We start from the raw sequence: 19,922 nt of genomic DNA, 5'->3' as shown, positions 1-19,922 counted from the left end.
CGCTAAAAACAGCTCTTTCCCGCTTAACTACGGGCAAAACGGATCAGTTTGGGCAGGGTTCCTCCATCGGCCAGGCGCAGTGCTGCGATATACGTTTTACGCAGCTCGCCCGGGCTAACCAGCGAAACCCCACCCCAACTGAACACCTGTTGTTTGAACACGTGCTGGCTGATGATATCGGCCATTAACCGTGAGTGCCGCCCGTTTCCGTTCGGAAAACAATGAATGGACACAAGGCGGTGTTTAAAACGGATGGCCAGTTCATCGGGCGGGTAGACGCTGTTGCCGACCCAGAAACCAGCATCATCGATTAGCTCCCTTAGCGCCTGCCTTACCTGCAGGTAATGAATGCCAATGTTCTTATTCGTTTTTCTGAAATTTCCTGCCCAGCCCCATACTTGTCCGTACATGCGAACATGCAGTTGGCAGATAAAGTCTTCTGTAAAGATCCGGCTGGCATTTCCAGCGGCTACGCATTGACCACTCGACCGCCTGCTCAATGTTCCATTGCTCCACCTCGTCGAGTTCCTGCCGGGTCGTTATCGATGAAATGCGCAGACCCACCCGTTCCTCATCGTCAAGGGGGGCTGACCGTCATCATATCTCAGTACTGGTCCCAAATGAACCTGGGCATTTCGTCTATAAGCTGCGCGGTTTTTTCGCGGATGGCTGCTTCCAGTCGTTCCTGACGGTTTTCGTGGTCTTCAAGTTTCATCGATGCAGAGGTACGCATGACGATTTGGGTAGCCGTTTCCCTTGCTTTGCGTTCAATTAACTTTTGCATCGACTCCTCTTTTGGCACCAACGCATAAACCAGTTGCATATCCATTGCCTCTGCTAAATCTATAGACTTAAATTAGTCTTGGGAGTACATTGCCGCCATGCCTGTCGTTAACGCACGTCTGGTTTGATCTCAATCTTAAATTCCTTTGGCGGCCGGGCAGCCATCAGGTGGCTTACAAAATAGTCCCACCGGCGGCGCATCATGTACGTATTGTAAGCGCCAAAGCCATGAGCGCTATTTGGAAAAACGACCAGGTCAAAATCCTTATTGGCTTTCTGAAGCGCTTCGACAACGAGCAAGGTGTTATAAGGCGGGACATTATCGTCCATCATGCCATGCGCCAGCATGAGTTTTCCTTTCAGATTGGCGGCATATGTTTGGTTTGCCTGCCTGGCATATTCTTCGTCACTGATCGGGCCATTGTACCGGTCTCCCCAATCGTCTTCATAATTCCTGTTGTCGTGATTGCCCGACTCGGCGATTCCGACTTTGAAGAAATCAGGATACCTGAACATGGCGGCAGCGGTAGCAAAACCACCTCCTGAATGCCCCCAGATCCCAACCCGGTCCAGATCCATATAAGGATAACGCCTGGCCAGCTCTTTGATTCCGGCAACCTGGTCGGCCAGGGTATTTTCAGCCATGTTGCCATAACTCTGGTCATGAAAACTTTTAGACCGTAAGGGGTTGCTGGATCCCTCAAGCTCTACCACGATGAAGCCCAGCGAAGCAAGTGCCTGGTTATCGCGGCGGGCGGCCGCAAACGACCAATTTCCGCCAATGCTGCCTCCCTGCGGACCGGGGTAGATGTAATCAATAACGGGATATTTTTTCCCTGGCTCAAGATTAGCAGGTGTATACAGCAGCCCGTATAAGTCGGTTTTGCCATCGTTCGCTTTCACTGTAAAGGGCTGGGGTGCTTTCCAGCCGGCCGCAAGCAGTCTTGAAATGTCTGTAGCCGGAAGCCTGACCCGTATTTTACCATCCAGGTCGCGGATGGTGCTGCTCCCGGGCTGATCAGGACTGGACCAGCTGTCTGCAAAGTACTTACCCGACTCGCTGAACTCCACACGGTGATTGCCGGCTTCGGGCGTAAGTACTTTAAAATTTTTACCGTCCAGGCCGATCCGGCAGAGTTGCGCAAAATAAGGATTGGCCTCTTGCAGCCCGCGGGCTATGAAATACGCCTGGCGTTTCTCTTCATCTACCCTGAGGAGCTGAGTAACCACCCAGGACCCTGTTGTGATGCGGTTTTTTAGTTTTCCGCTCCGGCTGTCGTACAGGTACAGGTGACCCCAGTCATCACGTTCCGAAAACCAGATCAATTCGTTCGACTTATCCAGGAAACGCCAGTTGATGGTGCCCCATCCCGATTCATATTGAGTTTTCACTTTTTCCTCAAAAAGCTCAGTCACTTTTCCGGTGGCTGCATCAGCAAGGCGAACCCGCTCTTCATTGTGGTACCGGGAGGTCGACACGAAGGCCAGGCGGCTGGCATCGGCGTTCCACTGCACATCATCAAGGGTACCACTGCTTGAAATATCGTCGCTCAGGGTAGCCCGGTGCGGATCTGCAGGTGCCAGGATCGGGATAACCCGTGCTTGCGCCACATCGATAATTACGCGCTCAATCATCGCGACTTTCTGATCAGAAGGCAGTGCATATTTCCATTGCTTTAACCTGGGTGCGCCAACGTTGGTGCTGACCAGGTACATGTCGTTCAGGTGCCGCTGGTCCTGTTTGAAGGTGGCGACCTTTCTCGAATCGGGCGACCAGGCAACGATAGCCGCATCGCTCGACTTCCAGCCGGCATTGTCGGTGGCATACCCGTAGTCTTTTACGCCGTCTGTTGTCAATAGTGTTTCCTGTCCATTTTTCAGGTCCCGCAGCCAAAGATTATGGGAGCGGATGAAAACCGCCTTGCTGCCATCTGGCGAGCGGTTCGCCGGACCGTCGCCCTGCTTTCCTGTTGCAGACCGGCGCCGCGATGGCGGTTGACCGCCAGGCTGGGCCTGTAGCTGATACGTTTTCAGGTTGCAGGTGTAGAGCCTGCCGCCGAAAAAGAAACGCAGGTTCTGGCCGTCTGGGAGCAATTCCACCCCGCTAATGGGCAGGGCATTGGCACGCACGGGCCCTTGGCTTGCCGACAGCGCGGCTGCCAGTTTTTTATGGTCGAAGGCTGGTTGCAGTTTGCCTGCTTTGGCGTCTGCCAGCAGGTATTGAACCGTTCCGTTGCCTGCATCACGAAGCAGCAGGCGGTCGCCGGGAAGCCAGTCTGGCCGCGACACGGCATGGTCTACAAGCTGCTCGGCATTGGTGGAGAGGAAGCGCTGGGCCCGCTCATAATCGGCTGCTGTGAGCTGTCTGTCTTGCGCCTGAACGCTGCAGGCAAAAAACAAAGCCGCAGCGCCGAAGAAATATCTGTTCATTTTACAAGGTTTACAATCGAAGGCAATTTCATAAACTTTTCCGGCTTTCTCTCAAAAATTTTCTTGCGAGAGGCAGGCGAACTGACGCTGCAGAAATGCTGGCGTTTCCATGCCATGAAAGACAAGCCGGGAATGTAAAAAGCAGGCGAAGTTAAAGGTCACGAACATTTGAAGGAAACCTGTGTTTTTTAAAAAAAAGACATGATGAAAAAACAAAGCGCAAAGGGCAAATTAAAAATGCAAAAACCGGTCAAACTAGAAGAATGGAAGTCTGCTGCAGATGTTGAAGCCCCGCCGGCGCCTTCTCCTCTGTCTCCGGCCGACCGGGTGGGTTATGCCGTTGTTGGCCTGGGGCATTTGACCCTGGAAGAGATCTTGCCCGCTTTGGCCTCATCTGAGCAGTCGAAATTGGCGGCACTGGTTAGCGGAGATGAAGAAAAGATGCAGCAAGTGGCCGGGCAATATGGCGTGGACCCGCGAAATTGCTATACATACGAACAGTTCGATCGGCTGGCAGACAATCCTGACGTACAGGCTGTTTACATTGTCCTGCCCAATACCATGCACCTGGACTATACGGTCAGGGCTGCCAACGCAGGCAAACACGTGTTATGTGAAAAGCCGATGGCATCGACACCGGCCGAGTGTAAAAAAATGATCCGTACCTGTGAAAAAGCAGGAGTTCAACTCATGATTGCTTACCGGATGCAATTTGAACCGCATGTGCGCTATATGAAGTCGGCTTTAGCTGCATCATCGCTTGGCAAGCCTAAATTTATTGAGGCGGTAAACGGTCAAAGCAGCGCCAATGCTGACCAATGGCGGCTTAAAAAAGATGCAGCCGGCGGCGGTGCGCTACCTGATGTTGGCATTTATTGTTTCAATACCATCCGGTACATTCTGGGTGAGGAACCCGAAGAAATTTTCGCCTACACCTACTCGACCCCGGGAAATCCGCTTTTTAAGGAGGTTGAGGAAATGGTATCCTGGCAAATGCGTTTCCCGAGCGGCGTTATTGCCAATTGTATGACCCACTACAATATTCACGAGGCCCGCACCCTGAACATTCACTTTGAAAAGGGCCGCCTGATGCTCGACAAGGCCTTCAATTACAGCGGGCAGAGGCTGAAAATGGTGCATGCTGAAGAAATGCATCAATTGGAAACAGAGATCGGCATTCCGGATGTGAATCATTTCGCGACAGAAATGGATCATTTTTCAGAATGTATCCTCCGGGGCCGGAAGCCATTTACCCCTGGCGAGGAGGGACTTCAGGATCACCTGATCATCGACGCCATTTATGAGTCGGCAAAAACAGGGAAACCCGTGAAACTCAAATTGAAATCAGTATCGTCGCGTCGGGGCAGGCTTACGGACTAAACCGGCTCTTGACATGGCGGGAACGGCGGCCTGTAAATAACCGTGCTGTAAACCTGCGATTTAGGTTAAAATCTGGAATAATGAGCAATTAGCGCGTTCGCAAAACGTTTTAGGAATAATTTTTGTGCTCATTTACCTGCCCTATGAATAACTTATTGACCTTACAGTTACCCCTCCGGGAGCGGGAATCTGGTATCCATGACTTTGCGCCTATTGCCGACAAGTTTCCGGGAGTGACCACTTTCCTCGACGCTCAACAACAAACAGTTGTCTGGATATCTGAAAACGGCCACCGCAAACTTGTCAGCAACAATGGTATCCTCGGATTTACTTTTGAGCAACTAGAACAGCTCTTTCATCCGCCGGAGGCGAAGAAACTGGCCGGCAAGATCAAAAAACTGGTTGCCAGCAACAATGTAGAAGAAACCGCAAGCCATTTTATCCGGCTGAAAGAACAGGGAAATGATTCCTGGAACTGGTACATGGCCTGTGCCCGTATATTTAAATGGGATGACGCCAGGAATCCGGAACTGGTTTTATGCAACTTTTCCCCAATGGACACCATTCATTTCATTGGCAACAAAGCGATCCGCCTGCAGGAAGAAGTTGAATTCCGTTTCCAGCATGAAGAAGAATTTGAGCGGCTTACACCCCGGGAACTGGAAATCCTGAAATATTTCGCACTGTCAAAAAGCTCTGCAGAAATCGCAGAAACGCTTTTCATTTCTGAAATGACGGTTAAAACGCACCGAAAACACATAAAGAAAAAACTGAATATCGGCAGCTATTTCGACCTCGTGCAGTATGCGCGCGCATTCGATCTAATATAAACAAGTCTGCCAATCAGCTCAATCGAACAGTATACCATGTTCAGGGCCACACCGGAACATGGTTTATTGTTTTTCAACGGCAACAATCTGCAACTGGTTTCCATGCAGACGGTACGACAAAGACTTTCCTGCGAACTGCTGGTCAAGGATTGTTTTGACAGGCGTATCCTTGTATACTGCCGCTTTTGCCGTGAAAGACGACAGTTGCCGGGCACTGTAGCCGATGCGTGTGCCGAGATCAACTTCAACGCGGTTCAATACACTTTCGAGCGTTTCCAGCCTGTGAACTGTAAACGATAATTTACGACTAAGCAGGGATGATTTTTCGTTGTCTTGCGTTTGAAAATGCCAGAAGGCCGGCAGAAGCGTTAACGCGATTTTCCCGTAGAGGTTCATTCAGATTCCGATTAATCAAGTAAGTTTCCTCGGGATGATTTCGAAATTCTTTCAAAAGTATAGAATTAATTTCAGCACAACATTACCTGTAAAATAATTTACGGTTAATTCACAGCCAGGCTACCGACCTAAGCGGTTGCCCCCACAGCACGTGGTTGTTCCACGTAAGTTATAGGAGCTTGCGTCAGCGGCCCTTTCTCAATTAAGCATGTATAATCCATAAAAAAAGCAGCGCTTAGACGCTGCTTTTTCAGGCCCTATGCTGCCGGGACCCTGGGGCTGAAACAGCCGGGTTATTTCCTGCTTTTATCAAAAAGCATTTTCATGAAATAGCCGCCTACCACGCTTCGCGCCTGGAAACCAACCTGTTTACCGTTTGTTGTTTCATGCCAGTCAGACAGGGGAACACGGCTTGTTGTTTCGCGCATGTAACTGTGCACCGGTTTTACAAGGGCCTCGAATTGTTCTGGCGCGGGCGCGAATGTTGCGGTCCACAAGATCCAGTCAGATTTGGTGTAAGTCTTCCTGCTGTCGAGCGGCAATCCGTATTCGCGTTGCTTTTTAAGGTAATAAGCGGTTTCGGTATCAAAAACCTCTTGCGGAAAGATGCCCAGGTTGAGCACTTTGTCCCAAACCAGGTTGTACTTCTGGCTCCATGTTCTTTTATCGCTGAATGTCAGGCTGTAATGATCACCATCTTTTGCCATTTCCTGCCATTTGGCGGCCATATCCAGTGCAGTACGCCGGTAGGTTCGGGCCACATCGGTATAACCAAGTTGCTCTGCCAGCTGGGCGTAACACGCTATGCCCATGATCGCTTTGACCGATAAATTTGCATTCCGGGCTAAGTGTCCGGCAAAATCGTCTGTACACAACTGGTTTTTCGGATCAAAGCCTTCGCGGGTCAGGTATTTTGCCCAGCGGGTTAAAATATTCCAGTGTTTTTTAGCGTAGGCCGCATTGCCTTCCATTTTTGCAATCGCCGCGGTTAGTATGATCATATTGCCTGACTCTTCTACCGGCATGTCTTCGCCGTACGTCTGTCCGTTTGCAAAAGGATAAGTGCCCAGGTCATGCGCAGCGTAATCCTTATCGTATTTTCCGCTTTCGCTGTAATAAAAAATACCATTTAACATACCTTCCATCAGTTTCGGATTGTAGATCAGGAAGAGCGGTGCAGACGGATACGTCACATCAACGGTATTGATAAAACCGCCGCTGAAGTTTTCTTTCGAGAACCAAAGCAATTCACCACGCGGGCTCTCGACCAGTTGGTGGGCAGCAATGCTCTGCCGGTAAGCCAGGGCACAGAGGTCGGCGTATGGTGTACCCCCAGATTTGCGGGCGTCTGCATACAATTTCATGTCGAAATTATTGCAGGCCGTCTTTACTTTGGCATAGTCGCGAATGGCTGCAGCCAGCTCAGACTGCATGGTTTTATCGCCTTTGCGGTTCCACCAGGGCCGGAGGTTTTTTCCAAAATACTGGATCGACTGCACTTCATCATAACCAATAGCCAGGAAACGTGCAACAGGTTTGCTGCCCGTTTTACCGAACGAAAAGACAGTATTGAGTGCCAGCTTGGTTCCGGCAGAGGCCTGGGTTTTGAAGTTTTTATTGGCAAAAGAACTTAGAGCCTTTTTTTCTGTACTAACGTATTGCTGGGTGCCGGCGCCATTAGGAGCGGCAATGTAAAGATAACCCCAGTCAATGCGCATATCATCGCCCTTTTTGCCAAGCACCTTTTGTTCCTGGCTGCCGGCCTTTAAAGCAGAGAATGCGGCAGTTCGAACTGATGTGGCCTGTACAGGCTGCAGGGCTTTGTTGACGGTGATATCTGTAGATACACTGGTCAGTACTTTAACGTTATGCACCTTCCCATCGACCGCGCGTACCGCATAACTCACGTAACTGATTGGCCTGGAAAGCTGTGCAAGGTTATCGAGCAGCAACGGCGAGGTAAAGGTCAGGTCGAGCGCTACGCCGCCAGCCGTAAAGGTATACCGGGTCTGGGTGGCCGATACCTGCACGGACGTCTGTTTGGCTACCCGGTCAAAGGCCGTGTTTGCCGGCTCGCGTTCGGCGATACCAGCATCGGCGCGGGCGCCGCCGCCGGTATTAACCACATGGATGGCCAGGACATTCTCGCCTGTTTTCAGTTTACCCGGGTCAAAGGCGATCAAGCCATAATCGTTCGTCACGCCCTTTTTGCTGTAGATTTTCCTGCCGTTCAGCCAAAACTCCGCGTCGTCGTCGTGCGATATTTTCAGCAACGGGTCTTTAATGGTATTTAAATCCTCGATATGAAATGTTCGCCTGATCCAGATGTCCCGCGTTTTCCAGATGGTTTTATCGGTTCCGGTATTATCGCCAATGGGCGATTTTCCCGTTTTCCAGCCGGCAGCATCAAAGTCATTGTCTGTCCAGTTGTTCCTGGGTTCAGTTTCTGTGTAACTGACGGTATAGGATACCTCATCTGAAGCGGGCAGAATGGTCCGGAAGCGTTCAGGTTCCTTACCCAGAAAGCGGTAATTAGCGCCGTCTACCTGCAGCAGGCCGATCAGTGAATGCGGCGTACCGGTCCAGTGTTTGGTGGGCACCGCACTGAGTGTGTCTGAATTAGACCAGATACTCAGGTAAGGATTGTGTGTAATTAAAGGATAGGCCGGCGCTTTGGTGACCTGCGCAGCTGTACTCAGGCCATACAGCAGCAGCAGACAAACAAGTTGCAGCGTGTTGCGGTATAAGTTGGAAAGATTTGATGGTCCGGGCAACGGGGTAAGGGGTGTGCTCATATCTCTTAGGTTTATTGGTTATGTGTTTCAGTTTTCCCGCTCGGGGAAACTTGAATAAGCAAATTAATAATAATTCGATTTAGCACAACACTAAAATGATCTTTTACCCTAATTTTTATTTACCTGAAATTCCTTGCATTGGGAAAAACATCGTCATCTGGGGTATGCCGCACCTGGGTACGTTTGTTCGTTGCAGGATATGGGGAACGCTCGTCAGCCCTGGAAAGTGTAAGCACGGGCTGGTGGTCGGTTTCTATGGTCGTCATTTTACGCAGCAGCCTGGTCAGGTCAAAACATCGCCTTACAATGACATGGACCACCTCCCCTTCCCGTTGAAGTTTCCCTTCTACCATAAGCAGTTTAGCCTGAAGAATTTCTTTGCGGTATTTGGTGAACAGGCTTTCAAACACCACCAGGTTACTGAAACCGGTCTCATCTTCTATGGTAATGAAACAAACACCTCCTGCAGTGCCAGGCCGTTGCCTGACCAGCACCAGGCCTGCCACTTTAACCATCAGGCCGTCTTTGGTTTCATTGGTTTCGCGGGTAGACCTGATGTGCAGCATTTCCAGCTCCCCGCGCACAAAACTTACGGGGTGCGCCTTCAGGGAAAGTGATGTACTGGCATAATCCTGAACCACATGTTCTGAACTGCGCATCAGCGGTAATTCGATCTGCCCTTCTTGCGCACTCTCCGATTCCTGGCCTTCAAACAAGGCAATTGGACGGTCATGCAAGGCAGAGACTTCCCACAAAGCACGCCTGCGGTCCAGGCCAATGGAACGGAAGGCATCGGCATCAGCCAATTTTTCAAGAGTGGCCTGGCTCACACCCGCATCACGAAGCGCCGTTACCGCAGCGTACCCCCGGCCGCGGTTGTGCACCAGAATATCGGCATCTTCCTGCGGCATACCCTTGATCTGTCTGAATCCCAGCCTGATGGCCCGGCTCTTTCCGGTCAGTTCTTCGAGCGAGTTATCCCAGGCTGAGTGGTTTACATCTGCTGCGCGTACTTCAACACCATGCTTGCGTGCATCTATAACGATCTGTGCAGGTTGGTAAAAACCCATAGGCATGCTGTTCAGCAAAGCTGCAGCGAAAACATCCGGATAAAAACATTTAAGCCAGCAGGATACATACACAAGGAGTGCAAAACTGGCCGCATGGCTTTCCGGGAAACCATAGCTGCCAAAACCTTCCAGTTGCCTGAATATTTTCCTGGCAAAATCTTCTGAATACCCTTTATCCAGCATGCCCTTGACCAGCTTTTCTTCGAACTGGTTCACCAGGCCTTTAAATTTGAAGGTGGCCATACTTCGCCGCAGTTCATCGGCTTCTGCAGGTGTAAAACCAGCGCCCACAATGGCTATTTTCATGGCCTGTTCCTGGAACAGCGGAACGCCAAGCGTGCGGTGCAGGATTTCCTCCAGTTCAGCAGACGGATAAGTGACCTCTTCTTCCTTATTTCGGCGTCGCAGGTAAGGGTGTACCATATCTCCCTGGATAGGGCCTGGCCGTACAATGGCGACTTCAATGACCAGGTCATAAAACACTCTTGGCCGCAGCCGCGGCAGCATGGACTGCTGTGCCCTGCTTTCAATCTGGAATACACCAATGGTATCGGCCTTACAGATCATGTCATAAACCCGGTTATCTTGTTGAATATTGGCCAGGGTCAGATCGCGGCCGTAATGGACTTTGACCAGATCGAATGCCTTCCTGATACAGGTCAGCATGCCTAGTCCCAGCACATCTATCTTCAAAAACCCGAGCGCTTCGATATCATCCTTGTTCCATTCAATATTGGTCCTGTCTTCCATCCTGGCATTAATGATGGGGCAAAGGTCGCTGAGTTTACCTTCAGTAATGATGAATCCGCCTGTATGCTGACCCAGTTGCCTCGGAAAACCGATCATTTGACCAGTTAGTTGCAATACCTTGCGCAGATGCGGATCGGCCGGGTTCAGGCCCTGCTCTACCAGCCTTTCCTCTTCAAACCACTCATCAGTAAATTCCCAGATCGCGCCGCTCAGGCGGTTAACTGTATCGACAGAGAGGCCCATGGCCTTACCCACATCCCGGATAGCGCCTTTCTGGTGCAATTGTGTCACGGTTGCAACGATTGCAGCGCGGCCGCGCCCGTATTTATTGTAGATATACTGAATAACCTCTTCCCGGCGCTCATGCTCAAAATCAACATCAATATCGGGAGGCTCATTTCGTGCTGAGGAAACAAAACGTTCAAATAGAAGATCAAATTCATCAGGGTTTACAGAGGTGATACCCAGGCAGTAACAAACGGTAGAATTGGCGGCAGACCCTCTTCCCTGACAAAGAATTCCTTTTTCCCTTGCGAAACGCACAATATCATACACCGTCAGGAAATAAGATGCATAATTCATTTGTTCCATGAAATTCAGCTCATACCGAATGGCGCGATCAATTTTTTCCGGTATTTTTTTCCCGTATCTTTCTTCCGCACCTTTCCAGGCCAGGTGCACCAGTTCTTCCTGGGGTGTACGCCCTTTGCTGGTAATCTCACGCGGATAAACGTATTTAAGCTCATCAAGAGAGAAAGTACAGGCCGCTCCGAGGCGGACCGCTTTTTCAAGAGCCTTGGGATAGGCGGCAAAAAGGCGTTCCATCTCTGCAGGTAATTTCAGGTAACGTTCTGCATTGCTGTTTAACCTGAATCCTGCGGTATAAATGGTGCATTTTTCACGCACGCATGTCAGGATATCCTGTAACTCCCTCCTTTCGGGAACATGATACAACACATCATTACAGGCTACCAGCGGGATGCCAAGTTCATTGGCCAGTTGGTCCAGCCTGAATAATCGCTTTTGATCGTCGCCGGTATAACTGCGAATGGCCGCCAAAGAAAGCGCAGTGCCAAAGGCAGCCTTGTATTGCTTAAGATGTTCCTTAAAAGAGAGCTCAAAATCAAAAACGGTAGTCAGCGTATCGGGTGGCAAAGCCACCATTTCAATGCCGGCGGCATGGGCAAACACATCCTCCTTATACAAAAAGCAGGATCCTTTTTCGGCCCTGAGGTTTCCCAGCGTGAGTAAGGCAGAAAGCCGCTTATATGCTTCGAGGTTAGTGGGATATGCAAGCAAAGGAGGGCCATCCAGCAATTCGAGCCGGCAGGCCGGAATGATGCGTATATTTTTTCCCCTTGCGGCAACATGTGCCCGCACTACGCCGGCTAAAGTATTGCGGTCTGTTATGGCTATTTTTTCATAACCCAGCTCATCTGCCCTGGCAACCAGTTCTTCAGGATGTGAAGCTCCCCTTAAAAAACTGAAATTGGTCGTTACCTGCAACTCTGTATACCGCATTTGTTTGGTGTTAAGCAAAAAAACCATGAATAAACCATTGATTGCGGGAATCGCCTTTATAATGACCCGATCTGAACAGCCAGTACCTGCGCCCTTCCCGGTCTTCAACCTGGTAATAATCGCGGTGTTCACCATGATCCAGCCACCATTCCCGTTCTATTCTTTCCGGCCCGTCGGCTTTACAAATTTCATGGGTTTTGCCCTGGTAACGGAACAGCATGGGCGGATAGTCAGGTATGGGGGCCGTGACCTCAATTTTTTCAGGTACAGTAAGCAGTTGGGTAGGGCGAGGCCGGTGCAGAGGCCAGCTTAATTCTGGCTTTTCTGTCAAAGAAGCTGCCAACCTCAATGAGCGTTCGGGCCAGAAATGTTCATCTGGTACATAGCGGTGAATGCGGCCGGGCCCAACCCTGCAGGCAATGCGGTCTAAGAGCAATGTGATTTCAGCATCTTCTGCTGCTGTGCCACCCTTCCAGAGCGTTTCCAGGTGTATGGGCATTTTTTCTGTTCGCGTAGCTTCCAGGATGAACAGTTCGATACCCATGCCAGGTGCTATAGCCGGTATTTTCAGTTCAAATAATTTAAAAAGGTGTCCCTGGTGCTGAACGGGCTGGTTCGTACCAATGGTTGTGCGGATTGATTTCCCGTCAACCCGGAACATGGTCAGCAAGCCTTTTCGCAGTCCTGCACCTTCAGCTGCCAGCTGTGTACACAAACTTTCGAGCAAACGTTTTATTGCAATTTCAATTCCTGCGGCAGTGCGAATAGGCTCCAGGCAGGGCAATCTTTCCTGGAATGGTTCGGGTATAACGACCGGATCCAGATATTCTTGCTGTTGCCCCAATGCCTGGGCAAGGCGCTCGAGCAAACCTTCGCCAAACCTTCTGCGCAGCACACTTCGGGGCATATTAATAAAGCTCCCGATTTTTGCAAGGCCCAGTTTCGACAAACGTTCCAGCAGCGGTTTCTCCAACCTCAGGGCGGCAGCAGGCAATTCCACCAAAACCTTTGCCTGTGCCCCATTTTTAACAATATTATGATCTGGCGTACCAAACCGGGCCACAGCCCAGGCCGCACCGGGCGTATCTGCAATGGCACCATAAACGGTATAGCCCGGGGCCCGCAGCCGTTTCAGCAGGTCGTTCAGGTAAGCTGCCTCACCGCCCCATAAATGGCTGCAGCCTGAAATATCCAGGAACAGTCCATCAGCAGGATCGGTAGCCACCAGTGGTGAATAACGAATGCACCACCGGCCAAGGGCTTTCAATAATCTGGCCTCTCTGCCGGGCTGTTCGTCAAACACGCCCAGGTCCGGCACCAATGCCCTGGCATCGGCTACGGTCATCTTGGCAGCAATGCCCCGGTCTGCCGCCGCTGCACTGATCATGGTGACGATCTTCCTGCCGCGTATCAGGTTAGCAAATGCGAAAGCCGTACCGCGTAGATCAGGCCGGCGCATGCAATACCAGTCAGGCATTAAATAAGGGAACCAAAGAGAAAGATATCGTTTTTGCATGATCAGCCTGTTTTTTGCACATCATTTCTTACAGACACCAGTTTCCTGACCGTTTCGTCATGCGTATGGAACCGGCCTTCAGACCAGGTTACCTCCCAGCTTCCCGGTATTCCGTTACGTACTTTAAGCAGCTCCACCTGCCAGTGCGGAAAACCTACACCCGGCAGACCGGGTTCGCTGATGCTTGGTGCCGGGGCGATTTTCCAACGGGCTACAGCAGTGGTATTGGAAAGGTATACAGGATCTTTTCGCCAGATAAAGGCGGTAACATGACTTTTTTCTACGACGAGCTGTAAACGGCGCGACTGTGCAAAGGTTATGTTGTTCAGTTCGGTGACTACTGCAGCCAGCCCTTCGCATTTCAGCGCCTCTTCGGTAGCCCAAAGCACATCTTTTTCCCGCTGCAGGTCGGCAAAGATGATCCGGTGCGGCGAAGCGCCGAACAGTTCAAGTGCCGGTGGAAAGAGGCTACGGGAATTGCTGATCCAAAGGCAGATTCCTGCATCGGCCATCAGTGTTCCCAACAGGCCGCCAAGAAACCCCCCGCAGGCGGCAGCTCCTTCTGGCCCCTCGCTGATCATTTCATGCACGGCACCCAGCGGAAAAACCTGGTTCGGAAACGCTTGCTCTACCGGCATCAGCCCGGTAATACGTTTGTGCATGGCACCGGCAGGTTTAAACCCCTGCATCAGCAGGATCTTTTCCCTGAGCTTTGCAATCGTGTCCGCTTTGCTTTTACTGGTTGTATTCATATGCCGGAAATTGATAGATCTCCGCTTTATACCCGTCTAGGTTATAAAACGCCTGGCCCGGACAGGGATCATTCCGGCAGAATTACAACAAAAGTAATGCTAAAAATATTAGCAAAATAAAAAAAATAAGGTGAGTTTTTAACAATGTGATGAATGATCTACATCAGTTTACATTTTCCCTTGCAACATTGAAAAGATTAAACAGCCATTTCAGGACCACCTTGTTCCATTTTTACAGCAAGCATGCAAAAAAAATGTCCGGACCAGCCGGACATTCTATCAATGCTTACCTTTACCCTGGCCTTTTCCATGGCCCCCACCATGACCTTTGCCTCCCTTCATCTCTTTCACATGGTAAACATTTTTGGATTGCCCCCTCGGGGCGTAGTATTTTACTTTTCCTTTGTTCTTTATAACTGCCTGCCCCCGGTAGCCCTTGTATTTACTGTAGGCCATGCGGTGATCGCTGAAATACCGGTATGGCCTTGGGCTGTTCAGGACCACCTTATAACCGCTGTACAGATCATAGCCCCGGTAAGCAGGTGGTAAACCGGCGCTGAATATCCACCTGCCATTGCTCAGGTATACAAATTGCCTGCGTGGCACATCATAATAACTTTCAATATCTGGCAGGTAATAATATTCTGCATAATCATAACCTGCAGGACCCCAAACCGGCTGCGATCCTATATTGATGTTTACATTGACCTGTGCTTTCGTTCCTGCCACTGCGGCGACCGAAAACAATATGAACACAATAAATTTTTTCATGATCTCAAAAGTGTGTGTGTGTTAAAAAAATGCAGACCGCCGCAAACGGCGGCCTGCTCCCTCCTATTTGCGCAGGGTTACAGTTCCCAGATCTGTGTTTGAACCCAGTGCAACCCTTACGTTATTAATGGTACTTTCCCTGTAACCGTTGGCGGGAATCAACTTTACTGTATAATTACCTGCAGCGAGGCCCCCTATGGTAAATTGCCCCGTAACCGGGTCTGCCACCGTCCCTACCGTATCGGTTCCTGAAATGACGAGAACTTCCGGATCTGTGTCAAGCGGGATCACCGTACCAGACACCAGGCCTGTCGTGGCCTCCTGAACTCCCCGCACCACAGGTTTCAGCAGAAATTTTCCATTTCCTGTGGGCACGATCGACCGCGCCGCATCGAAATCAAGGAGCAGCGTATAGGCAACGCCAGGAACCAGGGTTGGTGCTTCAGTGAGTTTCACTTTCCAGCCTGAACTTTGTGCACTTGGCGTTTTAAGTTCCTGTTCCACCCCATCTACCACGATAGTATTGCCCGCATCATTCAGTACAAGCCTTATTTCTGTAATGTCGCCAGAAGGCATTTCGCCCGAAGCAACCAGGATATCAGGCCTTGTTGTCCCCATCCGGTAATCCAGGATATTAAATATGCCAGATTGCGCCGCGAAAGTATATGGTGTGGAACCCGATACGAGTACGATCTCTTTCACATTCAGGTTAATGGCGTCGAAATTCCCCGGCGCATCGGTCATTTTAATCGCTACCCGGGTGGTCCCGTTTACTTTCTGTTTTTCCTTGCTGCACGATACAAACAGGAAAAGACCTGCAACCAATGTAGTCAGGGTTAATCTGTAATTGATCTTTGTTTTCATAGCACGTAGATTTTGAGTTGAAGCAAATCTGGCCCCTGAAGATGAAAGCAACATGAATTTTTCTTTTTTTTTATTTCATCTCATTTTCACGTTTAATACAGACATTTGAACCGGCCAGCCCCTAGTAGCCGGTCATATACAGGCAAACGAATGAAAAGATCAGTCTCCATTTACGGTATACTTTTTCTATTGTTGCTTTACCAGGCATTACCCTTAGCTGCCATGCAGGCGCCTCAAAAACAAAAGAAAGGTGCACAGGGCACGCCGAAAAACACAACAAAGCCCGACCGGAACCGCCCGGAAATTAAACAAGTGCCCCAATCACGAAAACAGCCAAAACCCACTGTTGTAAAGCCAAAGATTAAAATCAAACCGATTAAAGTAAACAAACCGAAGATCAGAAAACCTTAATCAAACAAATGCGGCCTTATCTATTGTCCTTATTGTTTTTGTTCAGTCTATGTGCTGGCTATGCACAGAAGAAAGCAACAGCGCAACCCACACTTACCCTGGCAGGCCTGTTTAACAGCAACATCAGTTATTATGGGCAGGTAACTACCGAGAAATACCCTTATCTGCTGCTTAATGCAAATTACAAATTGAGTTCAGGCCTGTATTTTTCGGCCGGCGGATATAAACTGCTGCAAGGCGATTCGGGAATTTCAGAGACCGATCTGGGCCTGGGTTATGATCATAACTTTACTGAAAAACTGACTGCTGGGATCGCTTACAGGCATTCTTTCTTTAAAAAAGACAGTCCCCTGCTGCAGGCGGCCAATACAGACAATGTTTCGCTGAGCGTGGAAAATGATTGGGCTGTGTTCAAGACTTCCATTATGGCAGATTATGCTTTTGGCAGGCAGCAGGATTTTTTCCTTAGTCTGAGCAACAGCCGTGAATTCATATTCGGACAGCTTTTTGACAGCAAAGACCAGGTATCGCTGGAACCTGCTATCGAACTTGTGGGCGGCACGTATCGTTTTTTCGATACCTATGTAGAGAAAATCAACAACGGAAAAGGCAAGGGCGCGGGAAACGGAAAAACCCGGATCGTTGAAGTCCCGGATAGCGGCTTCTCACCGCTCTCTTATAATTTGCGCCTTCCTTTGAATTACTACCGCGGAAACTACCTGGCCGAAGCCAGTTACCAGGTATCTGTGCTGGGAAAAAAACCGGAAGAAATAAAACCCGTGCAATCTTTTTTCGGACTTGCTTTTTATTACCAGTTTTAGACGATGAAAGTACTGATCGTTGAAGACGAAAAAGGCCTGGCTACAGAAATTGCCAGCTTTTTAACCAAAGCAAATTATGTCTGTGAGCATGCAAACAGCGTCGCGCTCGCCAAAGACCAGATCGAAGCAAGTACGTTCGATTACATTCTGATCGATATCGGGCTTCCTGACGGAAACGGACTGGACCTTCTTCCCTACGCCCGTAAACACAACCCCGAGGCGGCCTATATTGTCCTTACTGCCCGCGGCAACCCTGAAGATCGTGTAAACGGGCTTGACCAGGGTGCCGATGATTACCTTGCCAAACCTTTTTTTTTACCGGAACTGCAATCCCGCATGCTGGCCATTGCACGGCGTAAATTTAAAATAGCCGAAACGCTGCTGCCCCTTGGCAGCTTCAGTGTTGAATTACAAAAACGCGAGGTCTGGCAGGACGCGAACCGGGTCGAACTGTCAAAAAAGGAATTCGACCTGTTGAGCTATCTTTTTTTACATAAAAACCGGGTGCTGACACGGCTGCAATTGAGCGAGCACATTTGGGGCACCTTTGCAGATGATGATTACGATTCGAATTATATTGATGCACACATCAAAAATATTCGCAAAAAACTGGGGCAATATGGCGATACGTCCTGGCTTGAAACAGTTCGCGGTGTGGGTTATAGAATCAGGCTGTCATGAAATTAAGTGCTAAACTTACCCTTTTCCTTGGCGGATCAAAACTCCTCATTGCGCTGCTTTTTATTTTTTCACTGCCATTTCTCGTAGGAAAAATCGCATCTGCCTACACCAACGCCCAGTTGCGTGCACAGAAAGCGGAAGTACTGAAAAGCATTGGCAAAAACGGAATTGTTTATTATTTACAGGGCGAAACAGCATACGGCAGCTACACCATGCTGAAAGAGGAGTACATTTCGCTCGAAGAGACCAACCGCAGCACCGGACAGGATACGATTAAAGATTCGCAGCGGCTTGTTGAGCAGGATACGCTGAATTACCGGGTGCTTAGTTTTGTTTTTCGCCATGGCGGAAAAAACTACTTGGCCGAAATTGGCAAAACGAACAAAAGTATAGTAGCATACAACCGTCCGCTACAGCGGTTTGCTCTCTACCTGTTTTGCGGGCTGATCTTGCTGAGCATGCTGGTCGACCTGGCGGTTATTCGCCGTTTGCTGGCGCCGCTCGGACACATTATCAGGAAACGGCTGGGCAAGGCTGAATTGCCCTTCCAGACAGGCGCGCCATCGGAAACAACCGGAACCTCAGATTTCCGTTTCCTGGAACAGGCCATACTCAAATTGCAGCGCCAGGTAAACGAAGCTTTTCTGAAAGAGCGGGAATTTACAGCAAATGCCTCTCATGAGTTCATGACACCAATCAGCATTTTACAAAGCAAAATGGAAAACCTGCTTAATGATGAGGCATTGAGTGAGAGCCTACAGCCCCGCCTGGCAGAAATGATGCAAAGCCTGGAAAGGTTAAAAAAGATGTGTACCTCGCTGCTGCTGATATCCAGGATTGATAACGAACAGTTTTCACGCACAGACAGCGTCGCCCCCGCCCTAGTGTTAACGGAGGTACTGGAAGATATCAGTCACCGGATCGAGCAGAAAGAAATGACCTTGGTTACAGCAATTGATCCAGCCCGGCAGATTACCCGTATGAACAAGGACCTGTTGTTTCACCTGCTTTATAATTTGATCAATAACGCTGTCAAATTTTCGCACCGGCATGGTACCCTGCATATTTATGATGAACTGCAGAGGGGAAAGTATCTCCTGCATATTGCCGATGCAGGGAATGGTATTCCTGCTGAAGAGCAGGAACAGATTTTTGAACGTTTCCGGAAAGGAAGCAACAACAGTCAGCCGGGAAGCGGCCTGGGCCTGGCCCTTGTCAAAAGCATTGCCAACAGTATGGACATTGGGATCAGTGTACGCTCTGAAACAGGAAAAGGTGCTACTTTCTCGCTTTCTTTTCCTGTCTGAACACTCAAAGCACAAGTTCCATCCCGTCTTCAGCATACTTTACGCCCGGCAGTTGCCTGTTCAGCATTTCCTACCCCAGGTGTGTCAGCAACAGCTGCTTGCCGGTAAACTGCTGCAGTTTGCGCTCAGGGTGATAAAATCTAGATGACCCGCAACAGCTGTATCGTAAAAATTGCATTCTCAAAGGAAAAGATTTGCATCCCTGCTTATTTCCCACAGGGTATCGGTCCAGGAAGTATCGCCAGAATAACTGATCACCTTATTGGAGATTTCAAGGCGCAGTCCATGCGGCTGGCTTTCGGGCGGGTGCAGAACCGGCCAGGCCCGGACCGTAGAGAAACCGAACGCCTGAACCGCCCCTGGGCAGTATGCTGAAAACGTAACCTGAAGTTTGGCAAGCGGATCAGAACCAGGGTAAAGCAACCGCAGCAGGGTTTTTATTTTCTCTTCTCCGCCGGGTGGCGTGATGATCTGCAGTGGCCGGGAATGGGCGGTGTATGCAGCATCCATCAGTAGGAAAGGGATACCCGCGTAATGATCGCCATGAAAATGGCTGATCACGATAGCGTCTGTATCGGCCCTGCCAAGGCCGTGTTTCTTCAGGCCAGGAAGGGTACTCGCGCCACAATCAACCAGGAGGTTCCGGCCGCCGTTCTGAATAAGAAAGCTGGTATTTAACCGGCCACCGCTTCCGAAAGCATCGCCGCATCCAATAATTTTAAATTTAGAACATCCATATGAGCATGAACAACAGGCAGTCAAAAATGATTGAGCTTCCTTCGCCCTGCTTTTCTTTTTGCCGGTGCAACGTTTTAGCCGGAACACTTGTCCTATGAAAGAAAAC

The 19,922-nt window shown here is 49.8% G+C and carries 16 protein-coding genes; 5 read left to right on the top strand and 11 right to left on the bottom strand.

Translation table 11 applies throughout. From position 1 onward, the window contains the following. Window positions 1-23: 23 nt before the first annotated feature. From C7T94_RS09525 to C7T94_RS09515, 3 genes are all read right to left on the bottom strand, one after another. Window positions 24-500: a mobile mystery protein B gene (locus C7T94_RS09525; protein WP_204353257.1), complete on the bottom strand. Its 477-nt coding sequence runs from the start codon at window positions 498-500 to the stop codon at window positions 24-26. A gap of 104 nt (window positions 501-604) precedes the next feature. Continuing rightward, window positions 605-784: a hypothetical protein gene (locus C7T94_RS09520; RefSeq protein WP_162618639.1), complete on the bottom strand. Its 180-nt coding sequence runs from the start codon at window positions 782-784 to the stop codon at window positions 605-607. 107 nt (window positions 785-891) lie between these two features. Next, window positions 892-3,213, bottom strand: a complete 2,322-nt coding sequence (locus C7T94_RS09515) for a S9 family peptidase (protein ID WP_107215119.1) — start codon at window positions 3,211-3,213, stop codon at window positions 892-894. A 201-nt stretch (window positions 3,214-3,414) separates the two neighbouring features. Between C7T94_RS09515 and C7T94_RS09510 the strand changes: the two genes are divergently transcribed. Together C7T94_RS09510 and C7T94_RS19495 are read left to right on the top strand one after the other, a co-directional pair. After that, complete coding sequence (locus tag C7T94_RS09510; protein WP_107215118.1) at window positions 3,415-4,593, top strand: Gfo/Idh/MocA family protein; 1,179 nt, start codon at window positions 3,415-3,417, stop codon at window positions 4,591-4,593. A 143-nt stretch (window positions 4,594-4,736) separates the two neighbouring features. Continuing rightward, window positions 4,737-5,423, top strand: a complete 687-nt coding sequence (locus C7T94_RS19495) for a response regulator transcription factor (protein WP_204353256.1) — start codon at window positions 4,737-4,739, stop codon at window positions 5,421-5,423. A gap of 63 nt (window positions 5,424-5,486) precedes the next feature. Here the strand turns inward: C7T94_RS19495 and C7T94_RS09500 are convergent, their stop codons facing one another. The 7 genes from C7T94_RS09500 to C7T94_RS09470 form a co-directional block, all read right to left on the bottom strand. Then, window positions 5,487-5,819, bottom strand: a complete 333-nt coding sequence (locus C7T94_RS09500; protein WP_107215117.1) for a hypothetical protein — start codon at window positions 5,817-5,819, stop codon at window positions 5,487-5,489. 293 nt (window positions 5,820-6,112) lie between these two features. Continuing rightward, a complete protein-coding gene (locus C7T94_RS09495) occupies window positions 6,113-8,614 on the bottom strand; it encodes a glutaminase family protein (protein WP_107215116.1) in 2,502 nt (833 codons plus the stop codon). 119 nt (window positions 8,615-8,733) lie between these two features. Continuing rightward, a complete protein-coding gene (locus tag C7T94_RS09490) occupies window positions 8,734-11,955 on the bottom strand; it encodes an error-prone DNA polymerase (protein WP_107216044.1) in 3,222 nt (1,073 codons plus the stop codon). A 10-nt stretch (window positions 11,956-11,965) separates the two neighbouring features. Further along, window positions 11,966-13,471, bottom strand: coding sequence for a Y-family DNA polymerase (locus C7T94_RS09485; protein ID WP_107215115.1), 1,506 nt, complete (start codon window positions 13,469-13,471; stop codon window positions 11,966-11,968). Between the two features lie 2 nt (window positions 13,472-13,473). After that, window positions 13,474-14,223, bottom strand: coding sequence for an ImuA family protein (locus tag C7T94_RS09480; protein ID WP_107215114.1), 750 nt, complete (start codon window positions 14,221-14,223; stop codon window positions 13,474-13,476). Between the two features lie 279 nt (window positions 14,224-14,502). Continuing rightward, window positions 14,503-14,994 (bottom strand): hypothetical protein, encoded by a 492-nt coding sequence (locus tag C7T94_RS09475; protein WP_107215113.1) that lies wholly within the window; start codon window positions 14,992-14,994, stop codon window positions 14,503-14,505. 63 nt (window positions 14,995-15,057) lie between these two features. Beyond that, a complete protein-coding gene (locus C7T94_RS09470) occupies window positions 15,058-15,858 on the bottom strand; it encodes a DUF4382 domain-containing protein (RefSeq protein ID WP_107215112.1) in 801 nt (266 codons plus the stop codon). Between the two features lie 449 nt (window positions 15,859-16,307). On the opposite strand from C7T94_RS09470, the gene C7T94_RS09460 reads away from it, so the two are divergent. Genes C7T94_RS09460 through C7T94_RS09450 form a run of 3 tightly spaced genes read left to right on the top strand, consistent with a single transcriptional unit; the run spans window position 16,308 to window position 19,078 of the window. Next, window positions 16,308-17,090 (top strand): hypothetical protein, encoded by a 783-nt coding sequence (locus tag C7T94_RS09460; protein WP_107215110.1) that lies wholly within the window; start codon window positions 16,308-16,310, stop codon window positions 17,088-17,090. Window positions 17,091-17,093: 3 nt separating this feature from the next. Continuing rightward, window positions 17,094-17,771 (top strand): response regulator transcription factor, encoded by a 678-nt coding sequence (locus tag C7T94_RS09455; RefSeq protein ID WP_107215109.1) that lies wholly within the window; start codon window positions 17,094-17,096, stop codon window positions 17,769-17,771. Then, complete coding sequence (locus C7T94_RS09450) at window positions 17,768-19,078, top strand: sensor histidine kinase (protein ID WP_107215108.1); 1,311 nt, start codon at window positions 17,768-17,770, stop codon at window positions 19,076-19,078. The genes C7T94_RS09455 and C7T94_RS09450 overlap by 4 nt, the downstream gene beginning before the upstream one ends. Before the next feature lie 180 nt (window positions 19,079-19,258). Here C7T94_RS09450 and C7T94_RS09445 read toward each other — a convergent pair whose 3' ends face one another. After that, a complete protein-coding gene (locus C7T94_RS09445; RefSeq protein WP_239494973.1) occupies window positions 19,259-19,903 on the bottom strand; it encodes an MBL fold metallo-hydrolase in 645 nt (214 codons plus the stop codon). Between the last annotated feature and the right edge of the window lie 19 nt (window positions 19,904-19,922).

The sequence above is a fragment of the Pedobacter yulinensis genome, assembly GCF_003029735.1.
Classification (GTDB): domain Bacteria; phylum Bacteroidota; class Bacteroidia; order Sphingobacteriales; family Sphingobacteriaceae; genus Pedobacter; species Pedobacter yulinensis.
This window is presented reverse-complemented; position numbering and strand designations above follow the sequence as displayed.